The following is a 14,963-nucleotide window of genomic DNA, read 5'->3' on the forward strand; positions in this document are numbered from 1 at the left end:
CTGCCGTCATTTCGACGAGGAACGAGGAGAAATCTTTGAGTTTGGTTGCGTATTCAAAGATTTTGCTTCGCAGAACTCGGTTCTCGACTACACAGCGTTTCGCTCGAAATGACGATATGTCTAACCAAGCCAATTTGAAATGTATCAGAAACTAAAAATTCTTTATTTACATCATTTCAAATTGGTTTTTTAAGTTCTCGTCATTGCGAGGCACGAAGCAATTTATAATGTATAAATATTTAAAGATTGCTTCGTGCCTCGCAATGACGTAATATGACTATCTTGTAAATCGTATATTCTATCTTACAGAAAATTACCTTATGGCCAAACGAACCACAACCACTAAACCTAAAACAGTTGCTGTAGAAAATACTTTTGAGAAATATCAATCGGCAGTTTGGCAGCATAGTTTGTTAACCGATTTTGATATTTCGCTATTCCTTTTAGGCAAACATTTTAAGCTTTACGAAAAAATGGGCGCTCATTTGTGTAAGGTAAATGGGGTAGAAGGTGTGTATTTTTCGGTTTGGGCGCCAAATGCACAAAAAGTTTGTGTCATGGCTAATTTCAACGGTTGGAATAGGGAAAGTCATTTGTTGTATAACCGTTGGGATGCATCTGGTATTTGGGAAGGTTTTATTCCCCACATCAAAAAAGGCGAGGTTTATAAATATTATATCAAAGGGTTTAATGGCGAAGATTTGGAGAAAAGTGACCCTTATGCTTTGCATGCAGAACATCCGCCACAAAAAGCATCTATAGTTTGGGATACCGATTACCAGTGGAAAGACAAAGCCTGGATGAACAAGCGGGAGAAGAAAAATGCGCTAGACCAACCAATTTCGGTTTATGAAGTGCATTTAGGTTCTTGGCAACGCGACCCATCCAACCCAGAAAGAGTACTGAGCTATGGTGAAATTGCCAAGACGCTGGTGCCTTATGTGGTAGAAATGGGTTTTACGCACGTAGAGTTCCTGCCGGTGATGGAATATCCTTATTACCCATCTTGGGGATATCAGGTTACGGGATATTATGCGGCTAGTTCTCGTCACGGTTCGCCACAAGATTTGATGTTGCTGATTGAAGAGTTCCACAAAAATAACATAGCCGTAATTTTAGATTGGGTGCCATCACATTTCCCAGGTGATGCCAATGGTTTGTATCATTTCGATGGTACGCATTTGTACGAGCATTCGGATATGCGCAAGGGTTTTCATCCCGATTGGAAGTCGTACATTTTTAACTACGATAGAAACGAAGTACGTTCTTTCTTAATCAGCAATGCGATGTTTTGGATTGATAAATATCATTTGGATGGTTTGCGTGTAGATGCGGTGGCTTCCATGTTGTATTTTGATTTTAGTAGAAACGAAGGAGAGTACGGAACCAACGAATACGGCGGAACGGAAAATTTAGGGGCGGTGAAATTCTTGAAAGATATGAATGAGGCACTTTATGGTAACTTTAAGGGTGTACAGACCATTGCCGAAGAAAGTAGTACTTACGATGGCGTAACCCGTCCGGTTTATGCTGGCGGATTAGGTTTTGGTATGAAATGGATGATGGGCTGGATGAACGATACTTTGAAGTATTTCAAGGTAGACCCAATCGGAAGAAAACATCATCATCATCAACTCACTTTTAGCATGACTTATGCTTTTACCGAAAATTTCATGTTGCCGCTTTCGCATGATGAGGTGGTGCATGGTAAATCGCCAATGATTTATAAAATGCCAGGCGATGAATGGCAGAAATTTGCAAACTTGAGAGCTTTGTATGCTTACATGTGGACGCACCCCGGAGCTAAATTGCTTTTTATGGGTGGTGAGTTTGCACAAACTTCAGAATGGAATTGTTTGCAATCTTTAAATTGGGATTTGCTAGAACATGCACCGCACAAAGGAATGGCGGCTGTAGTCAAAGCATTGAATGAACTGCTTAAAGCCGAACCAGCTTTGTATCACTACAATTTCTCTTACGAAGGTTTCGAGTGGCAAGAGGCAGACGACGCAAACCAATCGGTGTATGTTTTTCAACGTAGGTCTAACAAAGCAAAAGACACCTTGGTCATTGCCATTAATCTCACCCCGGTTTACCGCGAAAATTACAGGATTGGAATTCCTCTTAAGGGAAAATGGAAGGAGATTTTTAATTCGGATGCAAAGGAGTTTTACGGTACTGGGAAATTAAATTCAACTCCAGTTGCAACAGAGGATATTTCACATCAACATCAGAAGCAATCTATTGTAGTTAATTTGCCACCTTTAGCGGTAAGTATCTTCAAAAAGGCTGGGAAGTAATGAAACGCGATTTTAGGTTCTATAAAGTTGCCAGCGGCGATTGGTATATCGATTTTCCCGAATGGAAAGGCGACCCAAAAGATTTGCAAATGATACAGGGGGCGGATGAGTGGCTGGATTTGGTAAGTAATCAAACTGAAGTAGTGCTTTCCATTTCCGACCAACCTTTTGATGAAGCCGATTATCTTACTCTGATAAGATTGGGAGAGCCTAACCTTGGCGGCGGTGGGAATTATTTTCTCCATCAGTATAATGGCAAAGATGTTAATCTTAAAATATGGCTTTGTGAAATCGTTGAATTTGTTTTTGACCAATATCCCCAACGAATTTACTTTAAGGTTTCTTAGAGTGCGTGTAATGGATTGCGCTAGGTGTGTAAATTTCTACACTCTATTTACAGGTTTTTAGTTAACGCTTATGCTCATTTCATTCTGTTGAAAACTATATAGGTAGTTTCTTTGTATGTTCAATCGCTTTTTTGGTAGCAATATGCAGCTAATCTAATCTAAATCGCTTTTTTGAAAGAAATTGCGGCAGTTTTTGCAGTAAGGTGCTCATCAACCTATTACAAAGCATGGACGCATTAGTTTTATCAGATTTTTCTACAGCCGAAACATTAAAGCCTAGGGAAAGCAGCCTAATCAGATACGTGAAAAAGATCATAGCCGGGTCTTTAGCGAAGATTTTTTTAGTTTCTATTGTAGGCTTAGTTGCATGGGTGTCGTGGAAACCCACTCTCTACGATCAATTTAAATTAGATAAAAGGTTTATGGTTCAGCAGCTTGCCAGTTTGCCATATCAAGAATTTAAACAAGCGGCTGAATTTATTAAAAATGGAGATTACTATCAGGCTAGGCAAGTAACTTCTAAGCTGGTGCTTAAAAATCTAGATAATGTAGAAATAGCAAAGCAATATGCGAGCATCTTAATAGCTAGCGACTGCTTTGAAACTAGTAAACAAGTATTATATCCAATTTTCGAAAGTAAAAATCTAAACGATAAAGCTGTGGCTGCGTACTTGTTAGGCCTTACCTTTTTAAAAGAAGAAGATTTTTCAGGTGCAAAGCATTGGCTAAGTAGGGTTCCAAAGAAATCAGCTGAATATTATCAAGCGCAAGAAATTATCTCCAGAATTGAAACGATTTAGTTTGAGGTAAGTTTTTGATCTTAAATCTAATACAAGCTGTCTTCTAAAATAAATTAACATGAATTATAGAGCTTTACTAGTCATTTCGAATGCAGCGAAGCGAGTGAACCGAAGCTTTATGAAGTAAATTGAAAACCAACGTAGTTAATCTTTGGGTATATATTTGTTCCAATTATTTTAAAAAAAAATCTCCACTTTATTCAGCCTGTTCCGATACGATCGGAAAGATGACGACAGTTCTATCTGTTGGTGTAAGTTAAGTGTTTGATAAACAGTGCAAAGTGTTTAAAATTCGAGTTAAATTACTTTCGGTGAGTTCGCAAGGCTTGGTTTGCTTCTGATGATTATAAATAAATACCAAAAATTCACTTTAATCATTGTAAAGCATATTTTCAAATTGCGCTTTTTTTGTGTATAAATTTACTCAATGTGTTGTTTTTGTGAAACGCTATGGTTATAGTGTAGCTGGTTTTATCAATTTAATCTATTAATAAATTTGATTTATTAGTAATGTGTGTATATATTTACTCTAAGTGAGATTTATTGGGGAAAACATTTCCTGTTTTTGTTTGTTTTCTTTTAAAGTCGACTGTGGTAATAAATACACAATATGTTATGGATAAAATTCTACTTACCGTTAAATATGTTGATGGCGATTTAAGTCGTCAAGAACATGAAGCATTCGAAAATGCAGTTCAAAATGATAGAGAGTTGCGTGACTACTTAGCTTATTATAAAGAAATCAACCGAAATATTACTACACATCTTAAAGAGGCGCTTAGTAGAAACAAGCAGAAGCCTGTTGAAGCTAAGGAAGTGTACGTAGCAGAAAAATTAAATTTTAAATTTGATTATTTATGGTTTTTTGGTTGGGCAATTGTTTTAACGGTAGCACTTATGCTTTGGAAGCCTTGGAAGGCCAATTTGTTTGATGAATACGGTTTCGACAACAAAGCTATTGCTGCTAAATTATTTTCGGCACCTTACAAGGGATTTCAACAAGCTGCACAATTTTTAGAAAAGAAAGATTATTACGAGGCCAAGCGAATTGTATCTAAGTCATTTACGCAAAATCCAGATGATTTTAAACTTGCTAGTTATTACGCTATGCTTTTAATTGCTGATGACTGCTTGGAGATTGGGAGAGAGATATTATATCCTTTTGCATCTGCTAATTCTCAATATCAATATGATGCAGCATATATGTTAGCTCTATCATATTTAAAAGTAGGCGATACCACAAACTGTAAATATTGGTTGCAGAAAATCAATTCAAATTCTACTTATTATAATCAATCTACTAAGCTTTTGGCTAAAATAAACGTAGAACAAAAGCATAAATCAGATTTTATGTAAACTTCTTTGTTTTCTTTTAAGTATATAAACAGCAAAACCTAACATACTGAGGCCTACGACTAATCCATATAAAGACCAATTGTAGTTTTTTGCAAGTTGGATTTTTTGGTCTTTGCCCATATAAATTAAGCTGTCCCAGTAGTAAGGTAAAAGCATTGCATTATTGCTTTTTGTACTGTTAATCCAATTCAGTTTTGCTTGTCTTAAAGCTTCTGAGGCATTTTGGTCTGAGGATAAAACAATGTAAAAATCTCCCATAATGGCAGATGCTGCATCATCGTTTACATTCCATAAACTGGCCACTGTGGCTGTAGTGCCAATGGAGATGAAACCCCGCGAAAGGCTGATGATACCCTCACCATCCGCTAATATGCCGTCGGCAGTTTGACAGGCACTTAAAACAACCAAAGAAGGAGCGCTTTGTTTGGCAGAAAGCTCGAAGAGATAAATTTTTTCTTTTCCTAGGTCTAAAGTTGGTTCATTGTGTTGGCCACTTAAATAAGCATGAGCACCTATATGCATCACTTTTTTTTCGGAGAAAAGCCTTTCAAAATTTTCTGGCGTTACCTTGTTATCAAATAAAAATTTTCCAGTTATTGCTTTATCGAGTAAAGCAGCTTCATTTTTCACTGCCTTTAGTGTTGTTTTATTATTGCCGTAATTGGTAACAAATAAGCCAGCGAAACCATACGAAGTGCTATTTGTCTGATTATTTTGTAATGCTTTAATTGAAAAAGCATAGTCGATACAGTGGCTTTTGATTAAAAATGGCCATTTGCTAATATTTTCAACATAGTTGGAATTACTTATTAATCCATCAAAAGAAAGGTAGCCTAAAATGCCATCTGGAATAATCGTTAATTTCTCATTAGGATTAAGTTTAACAGGAGCGAGGATATGCTGATAAATATGATTAGATGACGTAAAAAATCCTCTCGGATCATTCATCATGGCGTTTGGTCCGTTGTGAAAATAGGTTTTAACATAAGTAATTACCTCTGATTTTATTTTCTCTGCATCAGGGAGTTTTACTACTTGTTCAATTTTGTTTTGATAGATATTGATGATGTAAATATCGTTTTCGCCAATGAAATATTCTATAAAACGATGACTTGGGAGTTTGTTCAACTGTAAGTTGTAGCCAATATTTATGTTTAATTGAGGATATTTTTTTGTTATTGTTTTATTGATTAATGCTAAATCAAACTGTATTGCTTCAATGTCTTTTATGTTACTTTTTTGTTCTTCGATAGCTTGTTTTTCTAGATAACTGATGTTTTGTTCTAGCTTTTGTTTTTTAAGGAAAAGTGTATCTCCTTTTATGTTTTGCGAAATGGCCTGTTGGTTGCGTTGTATTTGATCTAACAAAGTACGGCTTTTGCTTTGCTCTGCCAATATCAAAATCTGTTGTAGATATTTTGTGTCTTTTGTTTGCTCGTATAATTGGTAACTAACGGCAATTCCTTGCTCTACAATTTGTTTGAGATAGTTTTGAAGTCGTTCCTTGGTTCTATCTGCAGCAAACTCGTTTCTGATTTTATCCGCAGAAAGCAAACTTAAATTAATGTTTTTTAGTGCTTTTTCTGGCTGTTTTAATTGTAGATGGGCTTTAGCGAGTAACATGAATACATCTACTAACTTATTGTCTCCGTAAATATTCTTTGCATATTTAATGCCTAATGTATTTAATGTTTTCTGTCCATAGGAGATAGCTTCATTTGGTTTGTTTTTGGCTAAATAAGTTTCTGCAATTTGGGTATAAAGATTGCCCCTTTCACGAACTCTACCATTAGCATAATATCGATTTAAAAGCTTTAATGCTTCGAAGTACGAAATTTGTGCTTTTTGGTGCTCTTGTAATTTTTGGTAAATATTGCCAGCAGTAGTGTGGGCACTCATTAACCAATAAGCAGTTTCTGCATCGGTAGCTTTTTGTTTGTTGATGTTTTTTTTTATAATGGCTGCAGCTTTGTTGTAGTTACCCTCTTGATATAAAATATCTGCCAATACATTGTTCAACATAGTTTGCTGAAAATAACTTGGCTTTAATGCTAAACCATCAGCAATTGCATTATAGGCTTCTTCCAACTTATCCATCGATCTGTAGGAAATGGCCATATTACAGTAAATGGCGGCTATTTTGTTGGCATCTTCGCTATATTTTTTTTGAAAATCGATGCTTTCTTTTTGAAGGTAAAGTGCACGTTCATAATCGCCTAAGCGAGTGTAGTTATTGCTTAACGGCTTAAACGTGTACTCTACAATATCATAACTGTTGATTTGATGATGTCTATAAAATCTTAGTGCATTCTCGTAGGTGTTAATGGAGGCTATAATTTTTCCATCTAATAATTGATAATAGCCAAGCGTGTTTAGCAAATTTATCCAAGCAAAATGTTCGTCGTCGTTATTTGTTTTTCGCCAGCTCGATTTTTCTGCGTTTTGAAGTAGTGAAGTCGCTTTTTCGGAATTACTGTTGGCGTAATCTAGCTGTTCGTATATCCAGTTACTGAGATCGTTTTGCGATTTAAATTGGTCTAATTTTTTTGATAAATCATCGCCTTGCGCAAACACGAAGCTGCCTTGAAAAAGTAGGTAGCAAAGACATAAATACTTGAAATATTTATTGCGCATCTAGCTAAAATAAGAAAAAATCCTAAGCAGTACTTTTGGAAGAGAAGAAATTAGTGGTTGCTGATAACAAAGTTCCATAGGGACGATATTATGGTAGAAGATTATGAAATATAAAGAAGTCCCATCGGGATGCCCTATTGGTGGATTAATCGATTACACACGCCAAGAACATCCCGTAAGGATGACATATATGGGGCGATAGATTTAACGGTAGAACCTAAGGCGATGTGCAAATGATGTTGAAATGAGCTACCAAAAGTGACCTTCGCTGGAGCTATTAAGTTATATACTCAAAATTTAAGTCCCTAAAACTTCCAACTTACATAAGTCGTTATGCGGTTGTTGTTTGTTTTAGGATCGTAAATGTATCTTAAGCCCAAAGCTGGTCCAACACGCACTAAACCTAATTGAATATCAGCAAAAAACGAGGCTCTAACTTCCGAGAAACTATCCTTAATATCTTCCATGGCTCGGTTTAAATCAACGTCGGTAGTAGTACCGCTAGCATTTTGTGTTCTTAGTTTGTAGCGTAGTTCGCTGGCTGTTCTGTTGTACATATCTAAAGCAACTAACGCACCGGCACCAACACCTGCATATTTATGCAGATTGTAGCGCATTTGTAATGGTACAGCATTAATAGTAGCAACTTTAGTAGTTCTGTACAGTTGCTTATCCATAATTTGATATGCCACATTATTTATTACGGTGTCTTTTCTAACTTCGGTACCTATAGGCACTTGATAAGTTTTTTCATTAAATGAGTTAAAATATAGCTCGGCCTGCCAATAATAACGGTGTGATGCGTAAGGCGATAAAGTTGCACCAACACCCACATTCTTATGGTTCAAGTAATTACCGTTATCGGTTTTGAAAGGGAAGCCATGGCCAATGATAATGCCAGGCGAAAGTCCCATCTTAAACCTACCAACTGCTCGGTTGGTGTAGATAGGTTCATTTTTATCGAAAACGATGGCTGCACCACTTTTGATAGGTAGTTTAGGTGGTTTTTCCTTGAACTTAATTTTATACTCTACAAAGCCTTGGGTAGAATCTGCATCGTTAACTCCCTTTTGTTGTGTTCCCGGCAGGTAGATATTAGTAAATACAAAATGGACACTATCTGCACGGAAGAAAGTTTTCAAGCAACTTTGGTTGGCGTAGGCCGAATCGCAAGTGACTACTACTGGCTTAGTATTCACAACTTTTAATGTCGAGGGATCAAAAACCTCAGAAATGTTTACCCCCACATCTATCTTTTTTGCAGGTCCTTTACCAGTATTTTGAAAACGTACTTTGTAGGTCAGTTCTCTGTTCTTTCCGGTAAGACGGTAGTTCATTCTGCTTTTTCGCAGTACCATTTTATTTGGGTCGTGAGAAGCTACAATCTGCAATTCAAGGTTAAAAAATTCTGTTTCTACCAAGGGATTGTCAGGGATAAAAGCACCAGAGATACGCACCACCGCATTGGTGTCTTTTAGCATCTCGGGCGTGGTTTTAAAGTGCATAAAAACAAAGCGCTCTTCATTCTGCTGCAGATTTTCAAACTTCCAGCTTTGCTGACTTCTAAAATTTTTTGCTTGATCTTTTAACAGTACTTTTTCAATAGGAGAGGTGTTTAGTCCATTCTCTAAGGAAGCATAATAAATGGGTTCTTGGGTTTTCTTGTTTAAAAATGCTGTATTTAGTAACGGCTTTAATTCAGTTTTTTTCTCATTGTGATAAGTTCTTGCGGCGACCAGTTCAAAATTATTATTGCTAAACTCTACATCGTTAAATAAAATAGCTATGGTGCCATTTAAATTTTGCTGACCATTTTCTACCTTGTTCCGATAACCAAAAACCAACATCATGTCATCACCTGGCTTTGGCATACAGTTGGTCTTCATTTCTATATTGCCGCCCATTTTAAATAGGTTATAGCTGCCATTGGAGGCTAGCATAGGTTTGGTAGCAGCAGGCTTAGGAGTTACAGGTGGTCTTACAATAGGCTTTGGTCGGGTAGGAGGACGTTTACCATCATCATAGTTATTGGTAGCAAATAGGCGTACCATAATTGAGTCGTACCTTGTAAATACATGCGACGGACTTTCTTCAAAACTAAAGCCCCCATCTCCAAACTCCCAAAAGTAAGTGTAGAATGGAGCTGGAGCCCCGGCAATTGCTCTCAACGGACGTAATTCGCTAGTGAATTTGGTAATGCCATTTTCTGTTCGATGATGAATAACCGCAGGAACGGTATCACTTGGAAGCACCTGCGCTTTCAGTGTTGTAAAACATAAGAAAAGCAATATGGAGGTCAACAATTTGGTCATGGCTAAATAAATATAAGGAAATATTCTATCTAAAGTACAGCGTTATTTTTAACCACATAGGCATATGAATTTTTAAAATGGAGATATCAGTACCAAAAAATTAATTTCACCATTCGTTAGTTCAGTATTTTCTATGTGTCTATTTGGTTAAAATGATAAAAAGACAAAGCCCAAATGAGCTTCGTCCTTACGTTAAATTATGGCTAGATATTAGTAATCATTGAGTGCGTTGATTGCATCTTGAATGGCTGCTTCAGTAGTTTCGGCTAAGTTTAAAGTGATGTGTTGGTTAGCAACAATGGTAGTTGTTTGTTCGGCAAAGTAATATTTTCCATTCTTAATTGAGAAGGATATATACTTTCCTTCTGCGCCGATAGGCATGGCACTTTCGTAGCTTTTTACCGTATTTGGACCGTTTTGGTTGTACAATTGCGCTACTACGTTACTGCCTTTGGCACAAAAGAAAACGAAAGTTTCTCCAGTAAGTCCCATTATGGTTGCAAAGGTACCTGGATTATTTACCAAGGTTACATTAACGGTTGTTTTAGGGCTCGCATTAGCGTAAAACACATCGCAGTTTCTCCAGCCTAGCGTGCCCATATCGAAATTGTAAAAACCATTAATAGGCGAGCTTTCACGTATTACGCCTACTACTCCACCCGCAGCACCCTGACCTTGCGGAGCCTGCCAAGCCATTTGATTAGCTTCGCCTACTCTTTCTACACCTTCCCAAATTTGCGTTGCCCTTGTATTAGTGGTAGGTATAGCAATTTGAATTAAAGCCCCCAACTGTTTATCTACATTAACGCCGCTTACTGAAGCATTGAGATATATAAAGCCATCCGATTCTAATGGTGCGCCGCTAATGTGATTTGTGTTGGTGCCGCTAAATACGATATGGCTACGTTTTAGAAACTCGCCGGCGGTAATTACAACATTCCCAGTAATGGTTACTCCGTTCATCTTGAAAGCATTTGCAGGAATGGTAATTTTTGTGCCTCCTTGTAATGTGAAGGTATTAGAAATGTTCGCATTAATTTGAAGTTGCTGCGCTCTTGGCCCAAACAAGGCTGTAAATTCTCTAGCGCTGTAGGCTGAATTTGTTGGTGTTTTATCTTTCTTGCAGGCTTGGAGGAAAGCAGTGCAAATTAATAATAAAGCAATGATGGATAGTTTATGTTTCAGGTTTAAAGTTTTCATAACATATATTTTTAGTTGAGCCTACTCTGTTCTGGCTTTTCAGCAACCGCCGTTTGATGGTATATCAGCTGCACTAAAAAAATGTTACCCCTGTTTTTTAAAATATTTAGGTAAAATAAGATGTTATGAATTGGGGCTTTAGAAATAAGCCCAGTTGAAAGAACACTAGATCAAGGTTTTATTGGATAGACCGCCAAGAAAAAAGGAATGAAACCACCAAAAGAGATATTTGTCTTTCCTGAGTTTCCATTCCTTTAATTGGTATGATTTATTAGAACTATTTTTTCAATGGTGCCCTTTTATTCAATTCTTCAATCGGCATATTCATCATTCTGCCGATAGGTTTTTTACCACGATAGGTAATTACCCTTAACATATTTGCATCTATTGGTACAACCAATGGCTCGGTATATTTGGGGTAAAAGTGATCTGGGAATGAATTATCGAAACTGTAATAGATATCTAAATCTTCAACTTCTTTATCAAGTGTTACTAGCAGCCTTCCATCCGCGGTGCGTTTAACAGTGAAAATTGGATCATAAACGCTTGGCGCATATTTGGTTTCTGCAATATCTAAGCGCTCGAAATGCTGTTCGGTGCGAGCAAAAAAGTTCTTCCAGTTTTTCTTTTCTTTTGGGCTCCAAACACTTTCTGCCAAGGCAAAACCGCGAGGCCAAGTTTGGTATTCTGCTTGGCGGATATTGTAAACCTGCTCAGTCCATAAGTTACCTTGACCACCTTTGATATACTTAGGATCTACGCCTTCTGGAACTGGATCGAACTGGTAGGTTTTGCTGAGCCTTAAACCTTTGTAAACTTTAGGCTCGGTAATTTCGTCGGCCTGCATATAATCTAGGTAAGCGTATTGCGTAGGGCTCATCACCACTTCATGCTTGTTTTTTGCGGCTTGAACACCATATTTCATATCTCTCCAGCTCATTACCGCTGTGCTTTGAGATACGCCACCTTCTAAAACTTCGTCCCAAGCCATAAAACGTTTACCATGTTTAGCTACAATTTTTTCTAACCTACGTTCGAAATAACTTTGCACTTGGTGCATGTTTTTCAAATTTTCACGCTTCATTAACTCAAGGATTTGCGGCGTTTTCTCCCAGAAGTTGTGAGGGGCTTCATCTCCACCCATGTGCATATATTCGAAGGGGAAAATTTTTGCCACTTGTGAAACTACAGTATCCAAAAACTCGTAAACTTTCTCATTAGCTGGACAAAGTGTATTATCAACCATGGCCAATGGAGGGGCACCGCGGCTCCAATCCATAATACGCTCGCCACTACGCACTTTGTAGTTCACGGCATCTGGCGTACACGAAAGCTCTGGGTAAGAAGCAACCGCGGCTAAACTGTGTCCGGGAACATCTACCTCTGGTAAAATATTTACGAACCGTTCTTTGGCATAAGCAACTAACTCTTTTAGGTCTTCTTGCGTATAAAAACCACCATAGTTACGTGGTTCATCGGGTTTCGGTGGAATGAAATTGCCAAAAGTACCAACACGTTTTACGTTCCAAGCACCAACTTCAGTTAGTTTAGGATAACCTTTAATCTCAATTCTCCAACCTTCATCATCTGTTAAGTGCAAGTGAAGGATATTGTATTTGTAACGCACCATCGCATCGATGTACTGCTTCACTTCGTCTTTGGTGAAGAAATGTCTAGCTACGTCAAACATCAAGCCTCTCCAGCCTAAACGCGGATAGTCGGTCACATTTACACAAGGTATCTGCCATTTAATATCCTTAACTTCTTCCTTGCTCTCTATCTGTTTTGGCAATAATTGTATCAGCGTTTGTACGCCATAAAAAATACCTGCCGGTTTGTTCGCAGTAATGATAATTTGCTGTGGAGTAACTTGTAGATGATAGCCTTCTGCTCCAATTACCGCATCGTTTTTATCTGTAAGTATTAATCTAATATCAGCTCTGCCAGAAGCATTAACAGCTGTTGAGCTTATAAAATATCCGGTAGGTATGCTTAAACGTTCCTGCAAAAAAGCAACGGATTGCTTTAATTCTGTTGGTTTTGTAGTATGGATTAAAATATTCTCAGGTAATATAAAATGACCTTCTTGTTTGGTGATGGTAACTGGTTCTGGGATGATAGCGATTTCGCTATGCGCATGACTAACAGGTTGCTCGAAAATCATGTTATCTTTAGTAAGAACGCTGGTTTGGGCAAAACTGCCGACGGAAACAGACAGTAAAATTGACGATAGTAATAATCTCATTCTAAATTTGGTTGTGTGAAATGGCAATTTAACAATTATGGGTGGCTTAGGCAATTGATTATTAAAAAATATTAAAAACTGATTATGGAATTAAATATTAAGAATTAAGAAAACGTTAAGACTTAATGAACCTTAACTTCTTGATATTTAAAACTTAAAATAACCACCTTAGACATTTTAGAACATTTAAGCTTGGGTTTTTAATTATTAATTGTGTAATCTCTGAATTGTATTTTACGTTTTGCTACTCTCTCGCTTTTGGGGAGAACCGAAGTGAAACGGAGCTCATTGATACAAAAATAAATAAACTAATCATCAATAGATGCCCAAAGGGCAGAGAGGAGCTTCACTTCAACGCATCCAATACCTGAAACAATTTCCTGCTAATTCCAGAACCGCTATAGTTATTGATATTAATTACCGCTACGTATTTATTGCCATTTTTGTCGGTATAATATCCAGCATAGGCCGTAACATCATTGATATTTCCACTTTTAATGCTCATGCCATTATAGTCTGGAAAAGATTTGATATAATCTGCGAACCATTCTTCCTTTTGTGCTTGGAATAGGATAGAGGCCATTGCCATTGTGGTAATCCTGTTGCCAGGAGAAAGTCCGCTACCATCAATCATGTTTAGCGCATTTTTGTCGATGCCTTTACCTGCCCAAAAATCTATGACTGCTTTTGCGCCACTTCTGGTGCTGCCTTCTTTACCCTGCTTAAAAGCAACGGTTTTTAGCAATTGCTCGCCATAAAGGTTTACACTTTTCTTGTTAAACCAATATACAATCTGACTTAAAGTAGGAGAGAAGATGGTTAGCAAAGGTTTTTGCTCGCCATTAATTTGTTTGTTCTCTATTTCCAACAGACGAGTTGAACTGGCATTTTTACTACATTCAATGCTCAATCTTTTTAAAGTATCTTGCAGACGATATGCTGCATCATAAGCCGCATCTGGTAAGGCCAATGAAATGCCCGATTTTTTAATGCCCATGCCCCAGGTGCCACGTAAATAACCAATATTGGTGTAAGGAGCTAAGAAACCATAAGCATTATCGCCAGTACCACTGCTGCCAGTTTTTAATTCATTTATCAATTGGATGTAAGGTGTTTGCGGAACAGTTTTTAAGACTTCTACATCAGCACCTGTGCTTGAACCCGGCTTAAGATGTACATCAAACTGATTTTCTCTCCAACAAATTGAGCCTGCTCCAGCACCGTAATAGTTCCCAATGTCTTGCCAAATCCACCCCGTTGGAATAGTAGAAGTACCAAAAGTGCTGTCGTCGCTAATTACGCTACCAACAATTTTTTTAATGCCAGCAGCTTTAATGGCAGCCACCCATTGGTTAAGGATGTTATTTTCTTTGGTCTGTTCGTAACGCCACGAACCTAAAGTGGGGTCACCAGAACCTGTAATAATAATGTCACCCAGTAAAGTACCATCTGCTGTAATATTTCCAGTGTATGATAGTTTGGTTTCGTAGCGGAAATCCTTACCTAAAGTATAAAATGCGGTAGCAGAGGTAATTGTTTTTAAGGTTGATGCAGTTGCTAAACCGATATTTTCATTGTTCGCAAAAATTACTTTTCCTGTGTTGGCGTCTAATACGCAGAGCGATGTAATGGCATATTTCGCTTGTTCATCCTTAACTAGGGTTTGATATGCTTTTTCTAGTTTTTGGGCGGTGGTTTGGGCAAAGCTGACGCTACTTGTAAAAACGAATAGGAGAAATAGGGAATTGAAAAGTTTCATTTTGTGTTGT

Annotated in this window: 9 protein-coding genes; 4 read left to right on the forward strand and 5 right to left on the reverse strand. The window is 37.5% G+C overall.

Going from position 1 to position 14,963, the window contains the following annotated elements:
* Positions 1–320 precede the first annotated feature (320 nt).
* From glgB to REI64_RS12235, 4 genes are all read left to right on the forward strand, one after another.
* A complete protein-coding gene (gene glgB / locus REI64_RS12220; protein WP_308850410.1) occupies positions 321–2,300 on the forward strand; it encodes a 1,4-alpha-glucan branching protein GlgB in 1,980 nt (659 codons plus the stop codon).
* On the forward strand, positions 2,300–2,647 hold the full coding sequence (locus tag REI64_RS12225; protein WP_308850411.1) for a DUF6717 family protein: 348 nt from the start codon (positions 2,300–2,302) through the stop codon (positions 2,645–2,647). Before glgB ends, REI64_RS12225 begins: the two co-directional genes overlap by 1 nt.
* A gap of 227 nt (positions 2,648–2,874) precedes the next feature.
* A complete protein-coding gene (locus tag REI64_RS12230; RefSeq protein ID WP_308850412.1) occupies positions 2,875–3,447 on the forward strand; it encodes a hypothetical protein in 573 nt (190 codons plus the stop codon).
* A gap of 615 nt (positions 3,448–4,062) precedes the next feature.
* Positions 4,063–4,803 (forward strand): hypothetical protein, encoded by a 741-nt coding sequence (locus tag REI64_RS12235; RefSeq protein WP_308850413.1) that lies wholly within the window; start codon positions 4,063–4,065, stop codon positions 4,801–4,803.
* Here REI64_RS12235 and REI64_RS12240 read toward each other — a convergent pair.
* From REI64_RS12240 to dacB, 5 genes are all read right to left on the reverse strand, one after another.
* The gene (locus REI64_RS12240) at positions 4,789–7,437 is read right to left on the reverse strand and encodes a CHAT domain-containing protein (RefSeq protein WP_308850414.1); all 2,649 of its coding nucleotides are present in this window, start codon (positions 7,435–7,437) and stop codon (positions 4,789–4,791) included. The genes REI64_RS12235 and REI64_RS12240 overlap by 15 nt on opposite strands.
* A 305-nt stretch (positions 7,438–7,742) precedes the next feature.
* Positions 7,743–9,749: a hypothetical protein gene (locus REI64_RS12245; RefSeq protein ID WP_308850415.1), complete on the reverse strand. Its 2,007-nt coding sequence runs from the start codon at positions 9,747–9,749 to the stop codon at positions 7,743–7,745.
* A 210-nt stretch (positions 9,750–9,959) separates the two neighbouring features.
* Positions 9,960–10,949 carry a hypothetical protein gene (locus REI64_RS12250; RefSeq protein WP_308850416.1) on the reverse strand — a complete coding sequence of 330 codons (990 nt, stop codon included), beginning with the start codon at positions 10,947–10,949 and terminating at the stop codon, positions 9,960–9,962.
* A 277-nt stretch (positions 10,950–11,226) separates the two neighbouring features.
* Positions 11,227–13,194, reverse strand: a complete 1,968-nt coding sequence (locus REI64_RS12255) for a family 20 glycosylhydrolase (RefSeq protein ID WP_308850417.1) — start codon at positions 13,192–13,194, stop codon at positions 11,227–11,229.
* 346 nt (positions 13,195–13,540) lie between these two features.
* Positions 13,541–14,953 (reverse strand): D-alanyl-D-alanine carboxypeptidase/D-alanyl-D-alanine-endopeptidase, encoded by a 1,413-nt coding sequence (gene dacB / locus REI64_RS12260; RefSeq protein ID WP_308850418.1) that lies wholly within the window; start codon positions 14,951–14,953, stop codon positions 13,541–13,543.
* Positions 14,954–14,963: the final 10 nt, after the last annotated feature.

It is taken from the genome of Pedobacter sp. (assembly GCF_031119335.1).
In the GTDB taxonomy this organism is placed as follows: domain Bacteria; phylum Bacteroidota; class Bacteroidia; order Sphingobacteriales; family Sphingobacteriaceae; genus Pedobacter.